We start from the raw sequence: 25,639 nt of genomic DNA, 5'->3' as shown, positions 1-25,639 counted from the left end.
TCGACTCGTCGCTGTGTCGCACGCGATGGCCGTGCTGATGTACGGGTCGTGGAGCAAAGGGCGGGCCGATGTTCACAGCGACCTGGACCTTATCGTCGTGCTCGATCGTCGGCCGACCCAATCCTTGCGGGCGGAACTGACGGATGCGACCGCGAGCGTGCCGCTGAGGGTCGACCTGCTCCTGTGGACGGAGGACGACATCGTCGCGGCACACGACGATCCATTCGGATTCCGCGGCTCGGTCCTCTCATCAGCTGTTCCGCTGCATGTGCGTCCCGACGCCGTGCCGCTGGTGACGCGGCCATCGGCGCTGATCGGGCCGCTCGATGGCTGATCGGTCGGCGTCCGCGGATCGCCCATCTTCCGGGTCGCTGCCAGGGGTGCTCCCTCAGGCACCCAGGATCGAGCTACCGAAGGGCGGTGGAGCGATCCGCAGCCTGGGGGAGAAGTTCGCGGCGAACCCGGTCACCGGAACTGGATCGCTGTCCCTGCCGATCGCAGCAAGTCCCGGCCGCGCGGAGTTCGGCCCGGCCCTGCCGCTGACCTACGACTCCGCAACGGGAAACGGCCCGTTCGGGTTCGGCTGGAGCCTGTCGCTTCCCTCGATAACCCGCAAAACCGACACCGGGCTCCCGCGGTACCGCGACGACACTGACTCCGACGATTTCCTGCTCTCGGGGACGGAAGACCTGGTTCCCGCCATGGTCCAGGCCGCGGACGGCACGTGGGCGCCACCGAAGCTTCCGCTGCGGACAGTCGACGGCAGGAGATACCGCATTCGCCGCTATCGGCCACGCATTGAGGGTCTCTTCGCACGAATCGAGCGGTGGACAAACATCGGCGACCCCAGCGATGTCTTCTGGCGGACGATCTCCAAGGACAATGTCACGACCTGGTATGGCCGCACCCCGGAGAGCCGGATCGCAGACCCTCTCGATGCGAGTCGCATCTTCAGCTGGGCCATCTGCGAAACGCACGACGACAAGGGCAACGTGATCGTGTATGACTTCATCGCCGAAGACTCGGAGCGGATCTTCGAAGGTCCAGGTGGCGGCCTCATCGCCAAAGCGCACGAGCGGAATCGGTCCGATGTCTCCCGTTCGGCTCAACGGTATCTGAAGCGCGTGCGGTACGGCAACAGCCGCCCGTACTACCCGGCGCTCGATGTCGCCGACCCATGGCCGGAACCGCCGGGTGCGCGGGCGCTGGACGGAAGCGACTTCTGGCACTTCGAGTTGGTGCTGGACTATGGCGACCACGACGAGGCGGCACCCGTGCCCGCACCCACCCGGGTGTGGCCCTGCCGGAGCGATCCGTTCTCCCGGTATAGCGCAGGCTTCGAGATCCGGACTTATCGGATCTGTCAGCGGGCGTTGATGTTCCACCACTTCCCCGCAGAGCCGGGGGTCGGCCGGGAGTGCCTCGTGTCATCGACGGACTTCACGTACTCGGACGAAGTGGATCCCGCCGCAGCGCAGAACGCGGTGTATACCTTCCTCACCGCGGTCACCCACACGGGCTACCGACGCAACGGAGGGGACTACGAGGCACGAAGCATGCCTCCGGTCGAGCTGCGATACTCCGAGGTCGAAGTCGAATCTACCGTCCGTCGCGTGGAGCGCACCAGCCATAAAGGAGTCCCCGTTACGCTGGCGGACCTCGCGCATCGCTGGGTCGATCTCCACGGCGAGGGGATACCGGGCCTGCTCACCGAACAGGCCGGTGCCTGGTTCTACGAGCGCAACGTCAGTCCAGTCACGGGTGCGGGAGGCGAGGAAGCCGGCATCGCCCGATTCGCCGCCGCGGAGACCGTGGCACATGTGCCCACGGCCACGCTGAGTCGTGGTGGGGAGTTCCTCGACCTGGCGGGAGATGGGCGTCTGGACGTCGTGACATGGGGCGGAGCAACCCTCGGTCTGTTCGAACACGACGCAGATGAGGGCTGGGAGCCGTTCCGCGCATTCGCTGCCCCGCTGGTGCGGGATCTGCGCGATCCAAATCTGCGGTTCGTCGACCTCGATGGAGACGGGCTCGCCGATGTGTTGATATCGGAGGACGACGCTTACGTCTGGCACGTCTCGCTCGGTGAGGCCGGATTCGGACGCGGTGAGCGGTTGATCAAGGCCCTCGATGAGGAGAGGGGTCCGCGGGTCGTGTTCGCCGACCCCTCGGAGTCCATTCACCTCGCCGACATCTCCGGCGATGGTCTGAGCGATATCGTGCGCATCCGCAACGGCGAGGTCTCATACTGGCCGAACCTCGGGTACGGCCGGTTCGGCGCGAAAGTCACGATGGACGGCCCGCCCTGGTTCGACGAACTGGACATCTTCGACCCCGCCCGCCTGCGGCTCGCCGACATCGATGGGAGCGGCACGACCGACATCCTCTATCTCCACGGCGACGGCGTCATGATGTATCCGAACCAGTCCGGCAACGGCTGGAGCGCGCCGCAGCGCCTTGCGGTGCAGCCCGAGACCGCCGACCTCGGTGGCGTGGTGCTCGTCGACCTGCTGGGCAACGGCACCGCGTGTCTCGTCTGGACGTCTTCGTCGCCCGGCGATTCAGAGCGGCCGACGTGCTATGTGAGCCTGGCGGGCGAGCAGAAGCCGCACCTGCTCGTGTCGTTGATGAATAATCTCGGCGCGGAGGTCCACGTGACGTACGCGCCGTCCACCAGGTTCTACCTGCAGGACAAGGCGGTCGGCCGTCCGTGGCTGTGTAACCTGCCGTTCCCCGTGCACGTGGTCGAGCGCATAGAGACGGTCGACCGGGTCAGTCGGACTCGGTTCGTGAGCCGGTTCTCCTATCACCACGGCTGCTTCGACGGGGAAGAGCGGGAGTTCCGCGGGTTCGGAATGGTCGAGCAGTTCGACACTGAAGCGTTCGAAGACCACGTCGCCGGCGTCGCGCGCATGGACGGTGCGCAGGAGACCACTCCCGAGTTGTATCAGCCGCCCGTCACGACGCGGACCTGGTACCACACGGGATCCATCGACGAGGAGCGACTGACGACGCAGGGATACCGCGCGGAGTACTACCGCGGCGAGCAGCATCTTCCCGCGCCGAAGACCGCCTCCAGCCGGGATGCCGGTGAAGCGCGCGAGAGTATGCGAGCACTCAAAGGCGTGGTTCTGCGGCAGGAGACATACAGCCACGACGACTCATCCGTCCAAGAGCACCCGTATGCCGTGATGGAGAGCACGTACGAGGTCCGCCGGCTTCAGCCGCGAAGCGGACAGCGCCACGCCGTGTTCCTGACGGTACCGCGCGAGAGCGTCTCTTTGGCCTATGAGCGCAATGCCGCTGATCCGCGTATCTCGCACTCGCTCGCGCTCGACCTCGATGAGTACGGAAACCCGCGCAGCACGTGCATGGTCGCCTACGGGAGGAAACAGGCGGATCCTGACCTTCCCGGTGAGGTCACCGCCGCGCAGGGGCATCCGTGTATCGTCTGGGCGGAAACCGAGTACACCGACGACATCGACGCCGACGCGTCGCCGGACGCCTATCGCCTGCGAGTACCGTTCGATTCACGAAGCCACGAGATCACCGGCCTGCAGCCGGAAACGGAGAGGTTCACGATTGAACAGCTCGCGGATGACATCGCCGCGGCCGCTGACATCGACTACGAGATCGTCGCGGACGGCGCGACAATCCAGAGGCGGCTGCTCTCCCACAAACGGGCCACATTCCTCGACGATGAGCTCAACCCGCTTCCCCTCGGCGAGGGGGGCTCGCTGGGCCTCGTGCACGAGTGGCTCGACCTCCGCCTGACCCCGGGTGTGCTCGCAGCGCAGTACGCCGGCCAAGTGGCGGATGCCGAGCTCACCGCCGCCGGGTATGTCCGCTCCCCGGGACACGCAGGATGGTGGGCGCCATCTGGTACCCCGGTCTACCCGCCGAACGCGCGTGACGCCTTCTATGTGCCGGTCGGCACGAGGGAGCCGCTCGGGATCGAGACCATCGCCACCTACGACGCGTACCATCTCCTCATCGAGGCCGTGTCGGTCACTCAGGCCGCATGGAACGTCGTAACCGCCGCCAACGATTACCGGGTGCTGGCACCGGTGCTGATCACCGACGCGAACGGCAACCGATCGGCCGTCGAGCACGATGAGCTGGGCATGGTCGTGAAGTCCGCGGTGATGGGCAAGTCGGGATCGGGCGACGGGGATTCGCTCGCGGATCCGACCACACGTTCAGAGTACGAACTCTTCAACTGGCGTGACCACGGCAAGCCCAATTTCGCGCGCACGCTTACGCGGGAACGGCACGGCACTGCGGACACCCGCTGGCAGGAGACGTATTCGTACTCCGCGGGGGCCGGAGGTGTCGTGCTCGTCAAGACGCGCGCACATCCCGGGAGAGCGCTGCGGGTCGAGGCGGATGGGTCGGCCGTCGAGGTGGATGCCGATCCGCGCTGGATCGGAAACGGCCGCGTCGTCACCGACAACAAGGGAAACGTCGTAAAGCAGTACGAACCGTACTTCAGCACCACGTCGGAGTATGAGGACGAAAGTGCCGTGCGCGAACTCGGCGTCACCGCGATCACGTACTACGACCCGCTCGGACGCAGCATCCGTACGGAGTTTCCGAGCGGGACCTTCACCAAGGTGGAGTTCACGCCTTGGCTAACGCGACTTTTCGACGTCAACGACACTGTCACCGAGAGCCGCTGGTACATGGATCGAGGCAGCCCCGACCCTGTCGCTGAACCCGAACCCGCGAACGATCCGGAGAGACGCTCCGCCTGGCTGGCCGCGAAGCATGCCGGAACGCCGGCTGTCGCGCACTCGGACAGCCTCGGTCGCACGATATATGTCGTGTCGGATTACGGCGGGGGCAAGGCGGCGGCCGCGCGGACGGAGATCGACCTCGCGGGCCGCTTCTCCCGGGATCTTCGACCAGGAGCAGCGTGAAGTCGCGAGTGGCTTCACAGGGATGGGCGGGACACCGATTCTCGGCGTGAGTGCCGAACGGGGTCGGCGGTGGACGTTCCTGAACGTCTTGGGAGGACTGGTGCGCACATGGGATGAGCACGGCCGGAGGTTCCGCGTCGAATACGACGAGCTCCAGCGCCCGGTGAACTCGTACGTCCAGGATGGTGCCAGCCTGGAGATCCTCTTCAACCACGTGATCTTCGGCGACCGGCTCGGCGCGGCCCAAGCCAAGCCTCTGAACCTTCTCGGCACCGCACATGTCGTCTTCGACCAGGCCGGCAGCGTGCGGGTCCCCGCATTGGATTTCCGCGGGCGGCCGATATCTGTCGACCGGACCCTGACGAGGGACTACGCCGGAATGGTCGATTGGAGCGCGCTGCAGGCGGCCCCCGACGTCCCCTCCGCAATCGCGGCGGCGACAGTGCTGCTGAACCCGGCGGAGGTGTTCTCCGCATCAGCGGACTTCGACGCGCTGAACCGACCGACGCGGGTCACGATGCCCGACGGGACCGAGCTGCATTCCGAGTACAACGAATCGGGCTTCTTGGCCTCCCTCCAGGCTCGCATCGGCGGCCAAGGGGATCTGATCGACTTCCTCAAGGCTCAGGACTACGACGCCAAGGCGCGCCGCATCTTCGCCCACTACGGCAACGACGTCGTGACCCGGTACTTCCACGACCCGATGACGTTCCGGCTCACGGAGCTCGTGACGTGCCCCCTCGGTGAGGACCCCGCGACGCAGGCTCTGCAGCGCCTGCAGTACACCTACGACCCCATCGGCAACATCACCCGACTTGCCGACGACGCGCAGCAGACGAGATTCTTCAACAACGCCGTCGTCACAGCGGAGAACCGCTACGAGTACGACGCCCTGTATCAGCTCGTCCGGGCGACCGGCAGAGAGCTGGCCGGGGTCGTCAACGACGACATTCGGGGCTCTGCAGACCCTGACACGGTCTCTCTGAAGCATCCGAACGACCTCGCCGCTGTCCGCAGGTACACCGAGGAGTACCACTACGATCTGCTCGGAAACATCACGCAGCTCTCCCACCGATTCCGCACCGAGCAGGGGGTCGGCAGCGGGTGGACGCGACGCTACCGTTACGCCTTCGACGACGTGGCGGCCGACCGCACGAGTCGCCTGACATCGAGCAGCCGCTCGGGCGATTCGGCAGCGGGGCCGTTCTCGGACGCGTACTCCTACGACGATTACGGCAACATGACCCGGATGCCCCACCTCGCCGTCATGGAGTGGAATTCGTTCGACCAACTCAGCCGCGTCGACCTGGGGGGCGGTGGCGCAGCGCATTATCGCTACGCACCGGGCGGCCAGCGGATCCGAAGGGTGATCGAGCGTAGCGGCAACCTGAATCTAGAGTGGATCGACCTCGGCGCCCTGCAGATCTTCCGCCGCCGACGGCGCGACACCGGTGAGGTGCGACTCGAGCGGCGGACCGTGATCATCGCCGATGAAACGGGACGCATCGCCCAAGTGGACACCAAGGTACGAGACGACGACAACGTCGATCCAGCCAACCCATTGAACGCGCCCCTCATCCGCTATCAGTACACGAACCACCTCGGGTCGGCGGTGCTCGAGACCGATGCGGATGGCAACCCGATCTCATACGAGGAGTACCACCCCTACGGCACAACCGCATACCGTTCTGCGAAGCCGGGAGTCGACCTGAGCCTGAGGCGCTTCCGGTTCAGCGGGAAGGAGCGTGACGACGAGACGGGACTGCTGTACTTTGGGGCGCGCTACTACGCGCCATGGCTCGGACGTTGGACGAGCGCCGACCCAGCGGGGTTCGTCAGCGGACCCAATCTCTTCCGCTATTGCGCAAACAATCCCGTGGTCTACCTCGACCCGACGGGAACGCAGGAACGTATCAGCTACAAGTTGAGTGATGTCGATCTGACCGGGGTTTCCGATCCGGCAGAAGCGTCGCGGCGGTTGAGGGCTCAAGGCTTCGACTTCACCGGTTTTAATGCCGAAGGGGTCGAGCAAAAGGCCGATGAGCAAGGCCGGGGCATGGGCCTCATGAAGCGCGCAGGCGGCGGTTGGAAGGTCGGAACCTGGCTGCGAAGGCCTGGTGAAGGCAAAGACAAGGGCGACGCCTCAGCCGGCGGCGACGAAGAACCGGAGGAGGTCACGGTCAAAGGTCCTCCACGAACGAATGCCATGGGTGAGGCCCAGTCATCCGCAGAGCTCGCACCGACTGCCGATGCCGCTCGGTCAGTAGTCCAAGAGGCGGCGCGCCCAACCAGTGTGACCGGCGCTCGGCCGAAGGGCACACTTCACCTCTGGTCTGGGCCGGCGGGCAAGGCGGAAGCGAAGACGGCGATCAAGAACAACGGCTCGGGCTGGATGATGGGGGACATCGAAGGGGCGCCGACGCCGGAACACGCCGCGGGTGAGGCGGAGTTCAACAAGGCTCGCGCGGCAGTTCGGAACGGGCAGCTGTCACAGGCGGAGTTCGAGCGCATCTGGGGTCCTCGTTCCGCCTCTGTCGTGCGAAGGGGCGCCTTTTCGGGACACCCTGTCGAGGCGCACGGGACCCCGTCACCTCAGTCGATCCAGGTGCGGTATGAGTGGACAGCACGGGCCGTCGGCGGAGGGCTCGGCGGAGGGCTGTTCTTCGGCACCGGGATGTTCACGGCCATCACGGGAGGGCAGGACCCGAATCCTGCGGTAGCGATACCGCTGGTGATCGGTGGCGTGGCCGAAGCGACCAGCGGAATAATGTACGGCGCGGGAGCCATCCTCGGTTCTTCCCAAGCCATGGCGATCGGAGCCGCCGGGGCGACATTCGCGGGAGGAGCGACGGCAGCGATCGGATTCGGTGTTGCCTCGGTGCGCTCGTTCGAAAGGGGGGACAACGCGGGCGGGATCGTGAACGCACTCGGGGCCATCGGCGGCGTGCTATTGATCGCGTCTCTTTTCACGCCTGTCGGCTGGGTGGGACTTGCCGGGGTTGCGCTCGTCGGTCTGGCGGCCGGATTCAATTTGGGCCGGTGGCTCAGCAACTGATGACCCGAGGCGGCGGCGCGCCGCCTCGGACCGTTCGCCACTCGCCGTCGGCGCGGCCGTACATCACCGACCTCGACGGAATGCGCTACACCGCGTTCTCAACGGAGCAGGTCCTCGGGAGTCAAACGCACCGAGCGTCGTCTTTGGCGATCTCGTCAGGTCGGCTCCTCGATTCGGGTAAGAGCGCGCGGCTCTGTGGATTCTGGGCCTGATTCGCGTACACGGCGTACTCACGCCGCATTCGCTCACGGTCGTATCACGTTCGGCTGCGCCTTTCCCCTAAGTGGCAGGTATGGCTTGAACTCCCGATTCCACCGGAATACCTTGCTTGCCCCGCACCCGACTGTAGATCAGCACCCAGGACCGTCATAGCAGGGTAGGAACCAGTAGGCATTGAGGGGGTTCGAGCCCTAGCAGGGTGCCGACCACCGGGTACAGAATGAGCAAACGACGTCTCGGGTAGGAGGCCGGAATGCATTTTTTGCGAACTGCTATTGAGCCCGAGCAGTATGCCGAAAAGTTCAAAAATTACCTCTCGAATGAGAAGTTGTATGTTAGAACCTTTGTGTAGGATCCTGTTCTTGAGCAGCTGGGCCTAGAGGTGGCCCATGCGCCTCGCGCCATTTTGCTGGGAACCCGGAGTAGATGGCCAGGCGAGTATGCTGCCGGACGCATTAGGGGAGCCCCTCTCAGCCGCAGCTTTTACATCCGCTTCCCGTCCCAAGAATGTGGGCTCAATGTGTGGGCCGCGCGATCGTTTTTCACGGGGCTGTGGCCGTCCTCTGTTGCGCTACGTCAACGTGGTTGGTTGGGAGGACGGACACCGGCAGAGGTCGTAGCAGATGATCCGTTCCCGCCGCTGCAGCCGGTCGAGGGCGAATTTCCGGAAGTCCCGTAGTGGCGAATGGGATGCCGCGCGCCCTCTCACCCCTGCTCTTGGGAGGAATTGAGGGACGTGTCGGTGACGGTTGAAAAGTGAGCCATTGTGACGGTTGAAAACTGAGCCACCTGTTCCAAACGATTGGGTGGGTGATCACAGTGGAGGATTGGGCGCTTATTCGGCGGTTGCATCTGGCCGAGGGTGAGTCGATGAGGTCGATAGCTGCGCGGTTAGGGATCTCCAGGAACACGGTTGCGAAGGCAGTCAGCGCTGAGGGTCCGCCAACATATGTTCGTGCGCCGCAGGACTCCGGGATTAAGGCTGTGGAACCCGCAATCCGTGCGCTGCTGCTGGAGAACCCGCGGATGCCGGCGACGGTGTTGGCTGAACGGGTGGGCTGGTCGGGGTCTGCGGCCTGGTTCCGGGAGAACGTTGCCAGGATCCGGCCCGAGTATGCCCCTGCTGATCCTGCTGACCGGATCTCTTACGATCCCGGGGATCAGGCGCAGTGTGATCTGTGGTTCCCGGAGGTGCGGATACCTGTCGGTGCAGGCAAGGCCAGGGTGTTGCCGGTCCTGGTGATGGTGTCCTCGCATTCACGGTTCATCATGGCCCGGATGATCCCGTCCCGCATGACCGGGGACCTGCTGGCCGGAATGTGGGAGCTGCTCGGGGCCCTGGGTGCGGTTCCGCGGCGGCTGATCTGGGACAACGAAACCGGCATCGGCCGGCGGAACAGCTACGCCGCCGGAGTCGCGGCATTCGCCGGGGTCTTGGCCACCCGGATCGTGCAGGTCAAACCCTACGACCCGGAAAGCAAGGGCGTGGTGGAGCGGGCCAACCAGTTCCTGGAGACTTCCTTCCTGCCGGGCCGGGTCTTCGCCTCTCCGGAGGACTTCAACAATCAGCTCGGCCAGTGGCTGCCGAAGGCCAACGCCCGGCTGGTCAGGAGGACAGGCGCCCGCCCGACGGACCTGCTCCCTGCGGACAAAGCGGCCATGCTGGCGCTGCCACCGGTTCCGCCGGTCACCGGCTTCACCTCAAGGGTTCGGCTCCCGAGGGACTACTACGTCCGGATGGGATCCAACGACTACTCCGTCCACCCGCAGGCCATCGGCCGGTTCGTCGACGTCACCGCCGACCTCGAAACTGTCACGATCAGCCTGGACGGCAGGCCGGTCGGCACCCACTCCCGGTCTTGGAGCGCCGGTCTGACCATCACCGATCCGGACCACGTCGAGGCGGCAAGGGCACTGCGGAAGGCCTTCCAAACCCCGCACCCGGTGGGCGAAACAACCGGGCTGAGGGACCTGGCGGACTACGACCGGGCGTTCGGGGTTGTCCTCGATGACGGGCAGGTTGCCTGATGCCGGCCGCCAAGGAAACCATCGGCCAGATCGAATACTACGCCCGGGCGATGAAAGCACCCCGGATCCGTGAAGCAGCACCCCGGCTCGCGGACCAGGCCCGTGAAGGAGGCTGGACGCACGAGGAATACCTCGCCGCTGTGCTGTCCCGGGAAGTCGCAGCACGGGAAGCATCCGGCGCCGAGATCAGGGCCCGGGCAGCTGGTTTCCCGGCCCGGAAATCACTCGAGGACTTCAACTTCGATCACCAGCCCGGCCTCAAACGCGACACCATCGCGCACCTGGCCACGGGCGCGTTCCTCACCGAAGCGTCCAACATCGTCCTGCTCGGACCGCCCGGCACCGGCAAAACCCACCTCGCCACCGGCCTGGGCTTGCAGGCCACCCAGCTCGGTCACCGGGTCCTGTTCGCCACCGCCATCGACTGGGTCGCCCGGCTCCAGGCAGCCCACCAGAACGGCCGGCTGCCCCAGGAACTGGTGAAGCTGCGCCGCTACGGCCTGATCATCGTGGACGAAGTCGGCTACATCCCGTTCGAACAGGACGCCGCGAACCTGTTCTTCCAACTGGTCTCATCACGATACGAGCACGCCTCGCTGATCCTGACCTCGAACCTGCCCTTCGCCCGCTGGGGAGACGTCTTCGGCGATCAGGTTGTCGCCTCGGCCATGATCGACCGCATCGTCCACCACGCCGAAGTCATCACCCTCAAAGGCTCCAGCTACCGCCTCAAACACACCCAGGTCGATTCGCTGCCCTCGACAAGACCGGAAAATACGGCAGAATAACCAGCGTCAAAGTGGCTCAGTTTTCAGCCCGCGAAATGGCTCACTTTTCGACCATCGCTGACAGGACGAACGAATTGCCGTCAGCCCCTTATCTCTCAGCGTTCGTCAGGACCAGGTCTTTGTGCTGCGATCACTACCCAAAGTGCACCCTAAAAACGGAAAATAGCGCCGCTGTGACGTCGGGAGGCCCTGTCTTATCCTGCAGCTTATTCACCAACGGCATCGAAACTGTCGCCGACGACGGTTGCAGCGTGTTCAAGGCCCGGAGCCTTCGTTTCCCCGTCCAGCGCAGCCGTGAGTAAGGGACTAAGGCCCGCATAAGTCGGCAAGACGCGCGGAGCCAACGGCCAGATAAAGCTTCTTCAGAAGGGCATGGGCCGGTAGGCCCTTTAGACCAGCCTAGGAATCGCACCATGGTGGCCGGGGCTGGCATATTGGCCCCGGGTAACCTCATCAAAACCAAAGAGCTCCACGCAATGACGTCGACGCTGCGGCCTCAGCTTTTCTGGCACTCTGGCGGCTGATCCCGAATGGCCTGCTTCATCGAGCCGCTATTCTCGCTGTTGCCCGTACTGCAGAAGTGCCTAATTCTGGCCCGGCGAGCGTCCATTCGTGGAACGCGGCTGGATTGCCAGTCCGTTCGGTGACTCTGCATCTATTGACCAGTTTGAGGTGACGTGACCGATTCTATAAGAGCCCGAACCCGAGCCTAAAGCAGGCGGCTTCAAGGTCTGCCCTCAACCCGGCCGCTGAAAGCGGCAGAAGGACGTCGGCTTGACTGAGCGCATCTCTGGCTCGTTCAAAAAAGGCAATGGAACGACCCCGCGGCATATTTGACGAACCATAAAACAGCCCGTCAAGTGGATTGGTGTAATGCCGATAAATAGCGCGCGCCCAGTCTCGTGTACCGGTGCGAGGTCCACTGAACAGCGAAGCCGTGGCGCCGGCGACGGTCACCCAGTTTGAGTCGACAAGATCAAGTGATGTGATGTCGCGGGACAGTCTAAATCCGACGAAGTGAGGTTCGGCAAGCTTGGTATCCACTACACCCACCGGGCCAAAAACCTCCGCGAGGGCCGTATCCAAAGGGGAAACAATCTCCCCGTCCACGTCAGTAACCAAGGGTGCGGCGTAAAGAATCCCCCGAACCGGATGGTCCTTGGGCGGTGGCGGGTGATGATCGAAACGACTGCTGGTAGGCCCGTACGTGCGGAAGGTGTTCCAAGACGTGGGGTGATCTCCCCCTGCGAAAAAGATCCTGCCCACTAAGAGCCCAGAATGCAGGGTACGTACGTAATCGTCGGTCAGTAAGGGGAACCGGGAAACATCCGGCGGGCCCAGCCGGCTCACGCGGTACGGAGCAGATCGGTGGCGAGTTCAGCAACAACCGCCGGATCTCCCCCCGCCGCCAGCCAATCCACCGGCGAAACAGTCTCCCCTTCGAATTCAAGGTCCGGCTGGTTTCGAGTGAAGAAACCCTCAACCGCAAGCGGGTGCATCCCAGCATCAAGAGCAGGCAGGACACGCTCGATACCGGGCAAAGTCCCATGATCCACAAACTGAAACTCAGGCAGCCGCCAGCCTTGGTTTTTGGAGATGCCATAAAGCGTCCGCTCACTCAGACGCTGCCGGATGCGGCCCTCAGTCACACCAAGCCGCACCGCGGCTTCCTTGACCGTAAGAGTGCGTACGAGCAATTCACCGTACCGCAAAGCAGCCAAAGCGGACGGGCGGGTCGCACCCGTTGGCGGAGCGCTGCGCAAAAGTCCCATTTCCCGCAAAGTGGCCTCCTCATGGGCCGACAAATGGCTGGTGGGATCACTGGGGGAATCCATGGCAGGATGAGCATCCGCCACCGTTTCCATGGCCTCGAGAAATTGCTCGACGTCCATCTTAAGCCGTTCCCCCAGCCGCTCAATCCGAGCTGCGGTATCAGTGGCACGACGAAGCCAGGTGGCCAGCTGCTCAGGGTCGGAAGTCTCCGGGGCGCTTACCCCTGCCACCCGCTCTGTTCCTGAAGGAGGCTCCCCAACGAAGAGCATGACCTCATGACTTGAATCAAGCGGAAAGGCGCGATTGTCCTCTTTACCCGCCCCGACACCAGGGTTTTGGGTCTGCGACACATCATCACGTGGGCTCATGGAATTCTCCTATCGTTCCCTAACGACGTTAGCTCGCGTTAGTTAGCGAAGTCAAGCATCCCGGGCAAAAGTGTCAGGACTCAAGCCGGCATCCGAACGTCAACGGGCAGGCCATCTTTCTCGCCCGCTGTTGATCGGACCCAACGTAGATCACGCCGAGGGTGGACTGCGAAATAGGATGGCTGCGACGTTACGCGTCTACAGACTGCCGGAGCGACTGAACATATACAGCAGCACCTCTGGCGATACCGATGGGGTCGAGGCGCCGGGTAAAGATGTTGCAGGAGGTTCCGACATTCGAGAAAGAACAGCGTTTCGCAGTGGCCCGGGCTTCCTCGATAAATCCTGGAGCCTCGAGGAGGTCGACAGGCGCGTGTATGGCTATAGCGCTCGGGTTCAACAGATTCATCAGCACCACCAGCGCGATCCCGAGAGCATGGCCCGCGTCTTCGTATATCTTGAGCCCCGCGGCTCCGATTGCTTCCGGGTCCGGTGCATCCGCGCTGAATACGTCGGCTAACTTGGCCTCAATCGCCGCCCTGGTTACAACTCGTTCGAGACAATAACTGCCGCCACACCGGCAAAGCTGCGCTTTGCCCAGCGCTACTGGAATATGTCCGATTTCTCCTGATACACCATTTGCTCCCAGGACCAGATTCCCATTCACGACGAGGCCGCACCCGAGCCCAAACTCCCCTACCAGAACTGACGCAAAATTGCTCAGACCTTGGCCGGCGTTGTCGTGGCTGTCTAAAGCCAGGGCATTTGCGTCGTTGATTAAGTGGGTTGGGAGTCCTGTCATCTCGGTTACCCTCGTCGACAGAGGCACGTCAAACCAGGACCGTTCCCGGTCGCGGAAGTCGCTAGAATGCACTACCCGGCCGGTCGATGGGTCGAGATGACCGCTCAGGGCTACACCGATTTCGATATCGTGCCGATTTCCCTCAGGGATACGAGACACAAGCCCTTTCACCACGGTGTCAGTCGCAGCGACGACTCCCGAAACGCTTTTGTCCACAATGAGCGCTTTCGTGCGCAAACTCCCCTTCGGCAAAAGCTCCTCGGGTCCGCTTATCACGCCAAGCGCCTCGTGCCCTGAGAGGTAGACACCAATTGCCGGCGCCGCGCGCGGCCCGCTGGTCGATCCCAGAGGTCCGTTGAAAGCCTCCATCATGCCTCCATCCAGCTATGCATTAAGACGGCTATGCACGCCCCTGGTTCCTGAGCTTTGACACGCGCTGCGCCAAAGTTAGCATCGGGCAAGGCTCCGATGGAAGCCCTTCGGGTACTGGTTGATTGGGGACGACCAAAAAGGGGGTTTTTACCTAGTGATTAAGAAAGCCGGAAGCGGCGTAACTGCCAGGTTGATTATGGCTTCCAATTGCAGCCCGGCGACCACACGCTATCTGGCGTAAATAGTTCGGGACTGACGCAGGACATTCCTTCCTTCCACCAGAAGGACGCTTAGCGGCTAAGGCATTGGTCATTCCTGCAGCAACCGGTCCCGGTCGTGCATGTCGCTGGTCTAATTCCAGGGCTCCTCTCGCTTGCCACTTGGCAAAGTAAGTTGCCTTCCCGACCGCGGGCCCCGCACCTCCCAGCACAGCGCGGAAATCTAGATCACCGTGATCTACGTTGGGTCCGATCAACAGCCGGCGAGAAAGATGGCCTGCCCGTTGACGTTCGGATGCCGGCTTGAGTCCTGACACTTTTGCCCGGGATGCTTGACTTCGCTAACTAACGCGAGCTAACGTTGTTAGGGAACGATAGGAGAATTCCATGAGCCCACGTGATGATGTGTCGCAGACCCAAAACCCTGGTGTCGGGGCGGGTAAAGAGGACAATCGCGCCTTTCCGCTTGATTCAAGTCATGAGGTCATGCTCTTCGTTGGGGAGCCTCCTTCAGGAACAGAGCGGGTGGCAGGGGTAAGCGCCCCGGAGACTTCCGACCCTGAGCAGCTGGCCACCTGGCTTCGTCGTGCCACTGATACCGCAGCTCGGATTGAGCGGCTGGGGGAACGGCTTAAGATGGACGTCGAGCAATTTCTCGAGGCCATGGAAACGGTGGCGGATGCTCATCCTGCCATGGATTCCCCCAGTGATCCCACCAGCCATTTGTCGGCCCATGAGGAGGCCACTTTGCGGGAAATGGGACTTTTGCGCAGCGCTCCGCCAACGGGTGCGACCCGCCCGTCCGCTTTGGCTGCTTTGCGGTACGGTGAATTGCTCGTACGCACTCTTACGGTCAAGGAAGCCGCGGTGCGGCTTGGTGTGACTGAGGGCCGCATCCGGCAGCGTCTGAGTGAGCGGACGCTTTATGGCATCTCCAAAAACCAAGGCTGGCGGCTGCCTGAGTTTCAGTTTGTGGATCATGGGACTTTGCCCGGTATCGAGCGTGTCCTGCCTGCTCTTGATGCTGGGATGCACCCGCTTGCGGTTGAGGGTTTCTTCACTCGAAACCAGCCGGACCTTGAATTCGAAGGGGAGACTGTTTCGCCGGTGGATTGGCTGGCGGCGGGGGGAGATCCGGCGGTTGTTGCTGAACTCGCCACCGATCTGCTCCGTACCGCGTGAGCCGGCTGGGCCCGCCGGATGTTTCCCGGTTCCCCTTACTGACCGACGATTACGTACGTACCCTGCATTCTGGGCTCTTAGTGGGCAGGATCTTTTTCGCAGGGGGTTCTTTACGCCGCGCCCTTCGTTACTGCCCGTAGGAGCCAGCCACGAGGGGACGGCGCAGAACTGACTCCGCATAACGCGGGAGTAACGCGTTTCACCGCATAGTGGCGTAATCAGATGCCGTCAGATAGACAGTAATGGCTCCGGAGTTAACTGGCACCGACAGGGCATAAGGGACAGCTTGCTTTCAGCGGCTGAGTGCGGACGGGGACGACCGATGAGCAGTAATGGAACAGCGACGAATTCCCCCTATAGCAAACATATTTCGGACGATCCTGATGCTGTCGCCCCTGATGGTTCGAAGGTCCGAGAATTGGTGCGGCTCCCTACAGGAAGTATGGCCCAATTCGAACTGGATCCTCACGCAGTTTCAATTGCTCATCGTCATCGAACGGTGAATGAGATTTGGTTTGTCAGTGAAGGGCAGGGGCAGATATCGCTTCGGCAAGGTCAGAGGGCACGCTTGTTCGTAGACCTGGTTCCGGGAGTATCGGTCGCGATTCCAGCCGGGACGGTGTTTCAATTCCGGAACAACGGGGAGGTCGCCTTGAAGATCATCGGAGTTACGATGCCGCCCTGGCCGGGGAAGTCGGAGGCACTTCCTGCAGATGGACCTTGGGAGCCGACTCTGCGCCCATAGAGGTAAGTGCTCTGAAACAGCAGCTGCAGTTGCAAGGCTGATCGCCTTGCCGGCGTTGGGTACAAAATTGGCAGGGGAGCAGTGGTTCTAAAACATCTGGTAAATCACGCCGGATAGGGCATCTGTGGTCTTGAGCGCCGGCCGCTGTGGGGCCGGCCCCGCCGTCAGCCGGGCAGTTTCAGGTCCAGTCCGTGGTCGTTGAGGTTTTGCAGACTTGGGCGGTGGTGGAAGATACTCCAGTGAGCGACTCACAATAGGCGTATGCGTAGACGACTTCCGGCCTAGCTCCACCTGATGGCGTATCCAGGTGCACGACAGTTTAGGCAGGCCCCAAGAAAGGTCAACAGCATTGCGTCATTTTCCGCCCCCTGAGTGAAATGCTGCACTACCTGCGCCTGCTCCGAAACGAGTCACCGGCTCCGTTGCGCCTTTTGATCCTGCCTTCCTGGACATTGACGCCGTGAACCGGGCGCTGGCTGAGAAGTTCTGACCTCCCGAGTCCGGGGAAAGACGCCCACGAACGATGGCAAAAACAGCGCCTTTGGAGGCACTCCCCCGGCTGTTTTCGAAAGCCGATAATAAAGATTCCGTAAAGCTGTATGGACCGCCTGCTGATAGCGGCGCTGCCCTATAGAGCAGGTGGATGGGGCCCTGGCAGCCGTGATGTCAGCGGATGACCGGGATGTCTGAGAGGTGTTCTTCGACCCAGTCGGCCATTCTTTGGCGTCGCTTGTCGATGAATTGCAGCACGTTTGCCCGGTATTCGGTGTACTCGTATTTGGAGGCCGGCGCCGCGTGCCGTTTAAAGTCATCGAATGGCAGGAAGAAGTCGATGCTGCCTTTCTTGACTGACACGAGATCCTGGAAGTGGAAGAACTCCACGAACTTCTCGAAGGTGCCGAATATGTCGAAAAAGTACTTGTAGTTGCTGATGACCTGGGAGAGAGGGTTCTTTCCATCGTCCGCGTAGTGTCGGCGGATGCACTCGAAGGTGAGGTCCATCCTGTCAGCGATTTGTCTCCTGACCCTCGCCCTGTTCATGGTGTAGGGATGACTCTTCCGGACCGGCCAGATCATGGCGCTGCCGATGGTGTACGGCGGATCGAGATAGAGGGACCTTTGGGCGTCATCGAGCTCGGTAATTGCTTTCACTAGTGCTTTCGGACGCAGCCAGGTGGTGTATAAGTTGGTGATGGCGTCGCTGCCGTGCCAGTACTTCTGTCCAGAGACAGGCTCCGTGCAGATCAGGTAGCCGTGGCTCCGCACTTCCGGAGCCACGGGTGAGAACTGAACCCCTGAACGGGCTTCCTTCGTCCATAGCAGATCATGGTCTGCCCGGAGTTGCAGGCTGTCCCGGTCCGCGTCCGGTCTCGCGCCCTTTGGGTTATCGGTCTTGTAGTTAAATGTGGTGTCGAAGGCGCTCTGCCTGCGTGAGGGCCCTGTGGTGCAGGCAGTGGGCGCCAAGGAGGGGTTTTCGACCAGTTCAGGTTCGAGGCTGTTAAGTCTGGGCTGCCGGAAGGCAAGGCGGTCACGTCTAGGAAATCTTGGACATGCGAGTGGCGGCAAGTTCGGTGAGGTCGCGGATTAGCCGCAGAACCTCATGTTCCCGGTACCGGGCAGGATGCTGTACGGGTCGTGGTTGCCTCATTGGCTGCTTTGGGGGAGCGGGCGCGGGTGCGTTCCTGGCATGGATAGCGCCGCGATCGGCGGCTCGCTGTGTCCGCTGTGAATTCATTTGTCCCCCATGACGTGGTTACTAGCTCCTGGGGACAGCTTAGGAAGTCAGTTCCCCGGTCTGGAAGTGGTTCGGCGAATGCTTGGAGCATCTTGTGCCGGTCTTGATCTTGCCGGATAGGGCACCGGTTTTACGGCTGGGTGCGGCGGAGCGGTTAGCCCGCTTAGGGGGCGTGAGCTGCAAATAGGGGACGAATAAGGGTGATGTCCCCGTACGCCGGGCCGGGTCTTCGTGAATACGATGCGGTGATCTGCCGGTGCCACAGATGCCGGCCCAAGATGATGGGAGATGGACATGCAGATCGCGAAACGGATACTCGCAGCCCCTGTTGCGGCAGCGGTGGTACTCGTCTCAGCCGGAGGCGCTGCTGCGGCTCCTGCCGAAGTGCGGAAGAGCGGGTATGTGAACGAGCCCGTCAATGACTGCAACGGAGAAGTCGTATTCGTGGAGGGCACGTTCCAGGAGGTCATCCAGTTCAAACCTGATGGGACGATGATCGGCAACGCCACGATCAAGGGAACAGGGATCGGCTCCCAGGGCAACCACTACATTTATAAGGAGAACGGGCAGACCGTCTTCAACGCAGATGGAACCGCGGTCGCCCACGTCATCGTGCGGCTCATCAGCAAGGGTCCAGCGCCGGACAGCCGGGCCTCTTTCAGACTCACGGTCTTCCCAGACGGAACCTTCGTCCTCACGACCGACGCCTCCTGCCCCGCATGACGGTCGCACAAACAGCCTAACGGGACGGGCATAACCTGTAAGAAAGGTCGGATGATCATCCCGCACACCAACTCGTCGAAGGTCCCTCCCTCGGCCATTCCCCACGCCCGATAGCGAACCTTTCGTAAAGCTGTGGGAGCGGGGTGAACGTGCAGCGCTACGCAAAATTAGTGTCCCGAAAAGCTTCCATGCCGGGCACTGATCAGCTCAGCCCTACGCCCGTTCACAAGTCTTATGAATAGGGATGATGAGCACTCAATTTTGATAGCCCGAATGGGTAAAGTGAGGCTGACTGAGGAAAGAAGGCAGCAGTGGTTGGTCATCTAGGGGCCGCTCCATCACCCGAGAGTGGTTCTCAGACTGGCGGGCCTAGACCAAAGAAACTGTCGCGGGACGAACGACGCGCCCGGCTTTTGGGTGCGGCTCAGGAAGTCTTCGCAGCCAAGGGCTATCACGGTGCCGGAATGGATGAGATTGCCCGGGTGGCCGGGGTGAGCAAGCCGGTGCTGTACCAACACTTCCCGTCCAAACGGGAGCTCTATCTTGAGCTGTTGGACATAAACCTCAGCACCTTGATCGATCTCCTGTTTGAGGCCCTCAGCTCCACGAAGGACAATAAGGAACGGGTGCGGGACGGTATGCGTGCCTTTTACCGATTCATTGATAGTGATAACCGGGCGCACCGCCTGGTTTTCGAATCCGGCGTGATAAATGACCCTGACGTGAATTCGCGGCTTGAGTCATTTAACGAGGCCTTTGCCGGTGCCATTGCCCGGGCTATCACCGAAGAAACAAAACTGCCTCTTGTGGAGGCGGAACTGCTGGGTAGAGGTCTGGCCGGCTTGGTGCAGGTGAGTGCACGCTATTGGCTGGAGACCAACGGAAACCTGGACTTGGATACGGCCAGCGATCTCATCTACCGCCTGGCCTGGCGTGGAATCTCTCGCTTTCCCAAGGAGACCTGAACATATTGCCCTGCCTCGTCTCGTTAGCTGTTGATACCCAGCCCATGACCTGTGACTTCTCCGGTCAGGCGTTCCTGGCGGCCGTTGCCTCAGGAGCTCCTGACAACTACTAGGCCCTCCTCATGCTTCCTCCGCGGCCCGGAACCTCAGGGAAAGCCAATTCGATTGCCAGATGTAGCCGTAAGGGAATGTCCCACCCATGCATAACAGTCTGGATCCGTTCACGGCACTTTCGGTGGTTAACCGTCACCGTTGACTCTCTCCAGCTTTGGGCGAACAGGTTCACATTCGGCCGTCCCTGGCGCGTTTTCGCAGGTCAGGAGCTTGCAGCTAGTCTTTAGCTATAAAAGAGCTTGGGGGAGCAATAGATGAAACCAGTCACTGTTGACGGTGGCAAAGGCATGGTGGAACTCGCTGACGAGGGATTTCTCCACCTTGTGTGGGAGCAGGGGACAGTTCTGGAGGCCGCGGATGTCCATGCGGCGATGGCAAAGGTCAATGAGCTTGCCGACGGTGCCGAGTACCCGATGTTGATCGACATGGCGAACACCCAGTCGGTGACTCGCCAAGCCAAGTCCGTTTTCAGCATCAAGTGCGCCGCTTCACGAATAGCCCTGCTCGGCTCAAGCCCGGTCAATCGCGTCGTCGCCAACTACGCCATGGCACGGCGAACGCTCCCGTGTCCTACTCGGTTTTTCACCTCGCGCAATGAGGCCTTGTCCTGGCTTCTCGAGGCGCGCCTTCCCTGAGCTGACCGTGGCTTCTAAAAGTCAGGGATGCTGCCGTACGTTGAGTAAAAACAGGGACGTCACACGTCGAGAACGCTAGGCAGTGTCCACCAAGGACGTGGATAAGTGGCAACGAAAACCAGAGCCATGCGAGCGCAATTTCAGCCACATGGGGGCTGAGGCCTTGGGGAACCAGCGGGGATGACCGCAGCCGCCCGGCGGCAGGACTCACCGTCCGTTCCAGTAATCCAAGATAGGGAGCATTGGCTTCTTGCGTAGCCTTGCGGACCGTGCTGGCTGGGCGTAACGTCCGCAGCAAAAGGGTTGCCTTTGGAGGCCTCCATGCGTGTGCTGCTACGCCAGATCATCTCCATGACATCAGTCTTATCCGTCTGCCTCGGCCTTTCGGCGTGCACCCCCGCCGAGGCGCCATCCCCTCCACCGACCACGGAGGCCCGCACAGTCCCACCGCCTACGGAGGCTCCCGCGGTCCCACCGTTGCCGAACAGCGGCCACATCGACGCCGGCACATACCTTGTCACCAGCTTCGCGGAGAATTTCGAGATCACCGTCCCAGACGGCTGGGTGAGCGAAGACGGCGATGGCCTCGGAAAGGACGACCCGGATCACCCGGATGACTTGGGGGTCTTCGTCGGTTGGTGGCCCTCCAACCATGTGCCGACGGACGCATGCAAGTGGCAGAGCGCGCTCGTCGAGGTCAACCCGACGGCTAAAGCGTTCGTCGACGCGATAACGGCGCAGACCTCAACGGCCAGCACCCCTCCCGTCGAGGTCATGGTGGGCGATTACTCCGGCGTCGAATTCGACCACTCCGTCGAGGGCGACGTGGACATCAAAGCCTGCGACAACGGCCAGTTTTGCGTCCACTCAGAATATTCGAACGCATGCACCCGCTGGTACTCGAGCGCCGCTGAGCGCGAAACGTACCGGGTGGTCAACCTGAACGGCAAGCGCGCCATGTTCTGGGTGGTCCAATTCCACGAAACGGCCAATCCGGAGCTGACACGAGAGGCACGCGCCGTTTTCGACTCGATCGCGTTCAAGCTCCGACAAGTGCCCAGCTGATCCGATAGGCATCCCACCCCCGGGCACCGACTCCCGCGCCGAACCCACCTCCGGAGTCTCATAGCGTCAGCGCCTCGAAGCGCTAGAGATTCAAGCTAGACGGCGCGCAATCGGCGACAAAGAACGATCACAAAAAGCCGCCATTTAGCGGCAAACTTCAAAGCTGGAAAGACGGGGACTTTGAATTCTGCCGGTAGGGTGCCCACGCCGTCTTGATGGCCTGCAGCTCGTTGTCGTCCCGGCCCTGTTGCCCCCATGGGTGCCCTGCGCTTTTAAAGCTGATGGATCCGTACGCGCCCGGGTCGACCTGCTAAAAAACTCGGCAGCCCCGTCGGGTGCTACGGCAGTGGCGGTGTCGGACCATGGAGAAGGCTGCCGCTAGATGCGTACCGGTTGTCGAGGCTGTGCACATTCGCCGGTGCGGCGGGAGGTTTGTACGTGTGGTGATCTGGCGTTTTTGCGCAGCCGCTTGGCTGGGTCCCGTCGTGAACATCGGAGCGGTAAGGGCCCAAGCAGGTGGCCGCGCCGTCGTGTCCCTGCATTGCGACGGGGTCATTTCTCTCAATTAGCGGTCGAGCCATCGTGGGGTGTCCGGGCGGCCAATCCTTCGGAGCCGTCACGTAAAGTCCGGCCATTTACCTTTTAGCCATACCCGCCACCCCTGGGCTGGTCGAGCGTCTACAACGCCCCCCAATCCAGCCTCAATCACCGCAAGAATTTAGCTCTTAGCCCTGCCCTCTAAGGCCTTGACTTGCCGCTTGGGACGGGTGCACGATCAGCCATGGGCACTCCCGGACCAGAGGATCGGCCAAAGTCGTGGAAACGTCGTGTGGCTGCATGGGCTGGGCGAGGGTTGGTGAAGCTTCTGGGAGTAATTTTGGCAGCGCTGGTCGCTGTCATGATCACACCGTTCACTCCCTGGTTCCAGGAGGCGTTGAGCCGGTGGCAGTACGTCGCGCCGACGTGTGGGGATCCTCGGGATCTGGAGATATTGGACATTGCAGCCCTGGTAGCCAAGGGTGACGCGACCGTCGAAGTCTCGTCTGAATCCGATCTAAAAAGCCGTGACAGAATGCATGCCTTCGACGGTCGTCCTGGCTCGGGGTGGGTGCCGGTGACGGAGTCTCCCCGAGATGATGATGAAGCCGCAGCAGCTGCGGCAGAGTCGTCCACAGACTGGATGACTGTGAAGTTCACAAGTCCTCAGCGGATCGCTCTAGTGTGCGTAGTCAATGGCAACGCCGGTGACTGGGTTTCCTACATGCGTGCAGACCGCGTCCGCACCGTGGAGGTCAGGCTTGGTGATGGTGACGGAAAGGAAGAAGCCAAGCAGAGGACCTCGTTGCGCACCCTTCCGGAACAAGAGCTACAGAACCGTCAGAATCTCGCCATCCCCGACCCAAAAAGATTCGGCCCCAAGCCGTCGTACAAGGAGGTATCGCTTACGCTGGTCAACCGTTACCTGGGATCACAGGTCGACGATCCGAATACGACTGCGGCCGTCGATGTACCAACCCGTCTGGTGATGCTCGCAGAGGTGGAGGTGTGGGTTGATAAGAAGTGACGTTGAGTGGGCCTTGATGGTCCCGACACCTCCCGCTGCACGGACGCCTGGAGCGATAACGGTGACGCGGCGTAGGCCAGGGGTGTGAGCCGAGCGACCGACCGGACCTTCTCCGCTCTTTAGTGAGTCAGACTCGCTTCTTGGTCTGATGTGGCTCTCGAAGCTGTGGCAAAATTCCGTGATTCTGCAGTCCGGGCGGCGACGAGTTCCACCGACCTGCTGACGACCAGGACAAAAACAATGCCATTGACCGTCGAGCGATTGACTCAAGATTCACGCAATTGTCGTATTGATTGAGTAATTCCGTTTTCTCCTAGGCTGGTCCGCGCTATCGTTTCCCGGGGGCGAAGCGTGCCCCTTATTCACAAGGGGCGGGGGCACCGGAATGTACACAGCATCACTCAGGGCGAGGAGCAGCGGAAGCCGGCTAACGGTCGGGATAAAGGGCTCATTCGGTACGCTGCGTTACGCCGTGGTGGCAATCAATGCCGTCGACACCGCAGCCGAGGTGAACGCGAACATCCACCAGCTCCCGTTGTCGACACTTGAACTGCTGCGACGCGGTTTCAAACCCGCCCGCACCGCCGATTTTGAAGACATCGTCCTCAAAGCCCCGCCGGCCGACGGCAGCGTCCGGTGCCGCGCCTCTACCGAGGGACTCATCCAGCTGCTGATCGACAACAGCTTGGTGTGGTCGCGGCAATACGACCCCAAGGATACGGACACTGCCCTCTGGCTCGAAGCTGCCCGAACCAGAGACGTGACCATACTCTGCTGCAGCCCTCATGCACCGCATGCCGGCGACAGTCACAATTCAAACAGCGAACCGGTCATGATGGCGAAGGTTCCCACGGAGTGGACACGCTAATAGTTGGGCGCATCCCAACAGGGTGAAAGCTCAGAGGACATGAGGCCGCCCCGCCGCCCGAGGGATCATGGCACACATGTCCGGTTTGACGCAGATGGAGCTGGAGGTTAGCGCCATCACTCCATAGACGACAATCGAATGAATTTGTCCTCGGCGCGTGACGGCATTCCCTAACCTTGAGAAAGGGGGCGAAATACCCTAGGCGGCAGTGTGAATCAGTATGCAGACTGGCGGGATCATTTCCTCCTGGAGGTCGAAATGCATCGCACGCGAATTTCATTCCTATTAGCCGCGGTGGTGGTGCTTGCTGCCTGCGCCAACACTGAGGATGAGGCAAAAACAGCTTCGCCGGGACCAAATGGAACGCAAATTGTCACCCTTAACCCCTGGGCCAGCGAACAACTGAGCACCAAGCCCGGGGTAGTCTCGCTCACCGCGTCAGAAAAGAACTGGTGCGACCCGTCACGGGTCAGTGAAAGGTCCGACGCCTACATGTGCATCTTTGATGCACCGGGCATGGTCCACTTCCCAGACGCACTGTGCTTCCGCAATCCGACAGCAGCCGACACATTCGCTTGCCTCGAACAGGACCTGAGCTGGCAGGTTCTTCGTGGTCTCAACCTCCGGGGGATAGAGCCGACGAAGAGTCCGGGAGTTCAAGGACGACCTGTTTACTTGGAATTGACGGACGGCACCATTTGCACGGCAAGCAGCAAGTCTGCCATGCCGTCCGCGGGGGATTACCCCTTCCTGGGTTTCTGCGACGACGACACCTTCTTCTTCGCTCACGTGGTCTACCCGTTTCCCACGGACGACTCCAACCCATTCGCCGATGGAACGGATAAGGAGGAGCGCTGGTTGATCAGAACCGACTCGAAAACGTCTGATCAACTAGCCATCCGAGCGATCGAGACCGCGTACAGGTAAGGTCGCCCGACCGATCACTTCACCGCAGGCTCCGCGGCCACCCAACGTGAGCTAAAGATGCGTCATATCCAGGGGATATTAGATTGGCCTGAGTTACTCCCTCCACCGCCGGTACCTTTATGAACCCTCGCCGGCAGGCAATCCGGGCCGCTCCCTCAACTATTTTCAAACGCCGATAATGGATATTCTGTAAGGCTACGCATCCATCGAAGACGTAAGTCGGGCCCCTCTGCACCATCCTGGTCGCTAAACGGCCGGAGCTAGTGGGCCCTTCTATCGGCATTGACGAGAGAGGGCCCACTAGGCCGGGGCAGGCAGAAAGACTTACCTCGATGGTTCCCGCAGCACCGCTGATCCACGTTCGAGTGACCACCCAGCTGCCTTTGTTTGCAAGGGCGGGCGTGCCAGCACCAGTCTGGCAGGACGGGCTTTTGAGTTATGCCTGCCTGCTAATTGGTTTCGCTGAAGCGACTTTTCGGTCGTCAGCGCCGACGTGAAGCGTAGTGGCGAGCACCAGCGCCCCAGCTACGGGAGGTTGGTTCAGCACGACTGTTGTTGCGTTTGGCTGCGAGAC

The 25,639-nt window shown here is 61.7% G+C and carries 17 protein-coding genes; 13 read left to right on the top strand and 4 right to left on the bottom strand.

All coding sequences use genetic code 11. The annotated features are described in order from the left end of the window. Positions 1 to 13: 13 nt before the first annotated feature. The 5 genes from QE394_RS08925 (at position 14) to istB (ending at position 11,009) form a co-directional block, all read left to right on the top strand. Positions 14 to 334: a nucleotidyltransferase domain-containing protein gene (locus QE394_RS08925; RefSeq protein ID WP_349034325.1), complete on the top strand. Its 321-nt coding sequence runs from the start codon at positions 14 to 16 to the stop codon at positions 332 to 334. 46 nt (positions 335 to 380) lie between these two features. Continuing rightward, a complete protein-coding gene (locus tag QE394_RS08920; protein ID WP_349034324.1) occupies positions 381 to 4,919 on the top strand; it encodes a SpvB/TcaC N-terminal domain-containing protein in 4,539 nt (1,512 codons plus the stop codon). 100 nt (positions 4,920 to 5,019) lie between these two features. Further along, complete coding sequence (locus QE394_RS08915) at positions 5,020 to 7,974, top strand: RHS repeat-associated core domain-containing protein (RefSeq protein ID WP_349034323.1); 2,955 nt, start codon at positions 5,020 to 5,022, stop codon at positions 7,972 to 7,974. Between the two features lie 1,029 nt (positions 7,975 to 9,003). Continuing rightward, positions 9,004 to 10,221, top strand: a complete 1,218-nt coding sequence (gene istA / locus QE394_RS08910; protein WP_349034322.1) for an IS21 family transposase — start codon at positions 9,004 to 9,006, stop codon at positions 10,219 to 10,221. Continuing rightward, positions 10,221 to 11,009 (top strand): IS21-like element helper ATPase IstB, encoded by a 789-nt coding sequence (gene istB, locus QE394_RS08905; RefSeq protein WP_349034321.1) that lies wholly within the window; start codon positions 10,221 to 10,223, stop codon positions 11,007 to 11,009. The genes istA and istB overlap by 1 nt, the downstream gene beginning before the upstream one ends. A gap of 687 nt (positions 11,010 to 11,696) precedes the next feature. On the opposite strand, the gene QE394_RS08900 is transcribed toward istB, so the two are convergent. The 3 genes from QE394_RS08900 to QE394_RS08890 all read right to left on the bottom strand — a co-directional run bounded on the left by QE394_RS08900 (position 11,697) and on the right by QE394_RS08890 (position 14,324). Then, positions 11,697 to 12,119 (bottom strand): hypothetical protein, encoded by a 423-nt coding sequence (locus tag QE394_RS08900; protein WP_349034320.1) that lies wholly within the window; start codon positions 12,117 to 12,119, stop codon positions 11,697 to 11,699. A gap of 236 nt (positions 12,120 to 12,355) precedes the next feature. After that, on the bottom strand, positions 12,356 to 13,150 hold the full coding sequence (locus QE394_RS08895) for a hypothetical protein (RefSeq protein WP_349034318.1): 795 nt from the start codon (positions 13,148 to 13,150) through the stop codon (positions 12,356 to 12,358). A gap of 190 nt (positions 13,151 to 13,340) precedes the next feature. Next, positions 13,341 to 14,324 (bottom strand): ROK family protein, encoded by a 984-nt coding sequence (locus tag QE394_RS08890; RefSeq protein WP_349034319.1) that lies wholly within the window; start codon positions 14,322 to 14,324, stop codon positions 13,341 to 13,343. A gap of 605 nt (positions 14,325 to 14,929) precedes the next feature. Here QE394_RS08890 and QE394_RS08885 point away from each other — a divergent pair. Further along, complete coding sequence (locus QE394_RS08885; protein ID WP_349034318.1) at positions 14,930 to 15,724, top strand: hypothetical protein; 795 nt, start codon at positions 14,930 to 14,932, stop codon at positions 15,722 to 15,724. Positions 15,725 to 17,135: 1,411 nt separating this feature from the next. Here the strand turns inward: QE394_RS08885 and QE394_RS08880 are convergent. Further along, complete coding sequence (locus tag QE394_RS08880) at positions 17,136 to 17,933, bottom strand: hypothetical protein (RefSeq protein WP_349034317.1); 798 nt, start codon at positions 17,931 to 17,933, stop codon at positions 17,136 to 17,138. A 565-nt stretch (positions 17,934 to 18,498) separates the two neighbouring features. Between QE394_RS08880 and QE394_RS08875 the strand changes: the two genes are divergently transcribed. The 7 genes from QE394_RS08875 to QE394_RS08845 all read left to right on the top strand — a co-directional run bounded on the left by QE394_RS08875 (position 18,499) and on the right by QE394_RS08845 (position 25,065). After that, positions 18,499 to 18,927 carry a hypothetical protein gene (locus QE394_RS08875; protein ID WP_349034316.1) on the top strand — a complete coding sequence of 143 codons (429 nt, stop codon included), beginning with the start codon at positions 18,499 to 18,501 and terminating at the stop codon, positions 18,925 to 18,927. A 383-nt stretch (positions 18,928 to 19,310) separates the two neighbouring features. Continuing rightward, positions 19,311 to 19,892: a TetR/AcrR family transcriptional regulator gene (locus QE394_RS08870; protein WP_349035392.1), complete on the top strand. Its 582-nt coding sequence runs from the start codon at positions 19,311 to 19,313 to the stop codon at positions 19,890 to 19,892. Between the two features lie 368 nt (positions 19,893 to 20,260). After that, on the top strand, positions 20,261 to 20,641 hold the full coding sequence (locus tag QE394_RS08865) for an STAS/SEC14 domain-containing protein (protein WP_349034315.1): 381 nt from the start codon (positions 20,261 to 20,263) through the stop codon (positions 20,639 to 20,641). A 321-nt stretch (positions 20,642 to 20,962) separates the two neighbouring features. Further along, on the top strand, positions 20,963 to 21,706 hold the full coding sequence (locus QE394_RS08860; RefSeq protein WP_349034314.1) for a hypothetical protein: 744 nt from the start codon (positions 20,963 to 20,965) through the stop codon (positions 21,704 to 21,706). 856 nt (positions 21,707 to 22,562) lie between these two features. After that, complete coding sequence (locus QE394_RS08855) at positions 22,563 to 23,270, top strand: hypothetical protein (RefSeq protein WP_349034313.1); 708 nt, start codon at positions 22,563 to 22,565, stop codon at positions 23,268 to 23,270. A gap of 472 nt (positions 23,271 to 23,742) precedes the next feature. After that, positions 23,743 to 24,138, top strand: coding sequence for a hypothetical protein (locus QE394_RS08850; protein WP_349034312.1), 396 nt, complete (start codon positions 23,743 to 23,745; stop codon positions 24,136 to 24,138). A gap of 210 nt (positions 24,139 to 24,348) precedes the next feature. Further along, positions 24,349 to 25,065: a hypothetical protein gene (locus tag QE394_RS08845; protein WP_349034311.1), complete on the top strand. Its 717-nt coding sequence runs from the start codon at positions 24,349 to 24,351 to the stop codon at positions 25,063 to 25,065. The last annotated feature ends 574 nt before the right edge of the window (positions 25,066 to 25,639 follow it).

Origin of the sequence: Pseudarthrobacter sp. SORGH_AS 212 (genome assembly GCF_030818145.1) — a bacterium.
Classification (GTDB): Bacteria; Actinomycetota; Actinomycetes; order Actinomycetales; family Micrococcaceae; genus Arthrobacter.
Note: the sequence above shows the minus strand (reverse complement) of the source record. Positions and strands in the feature narration are given on the sequence as shown.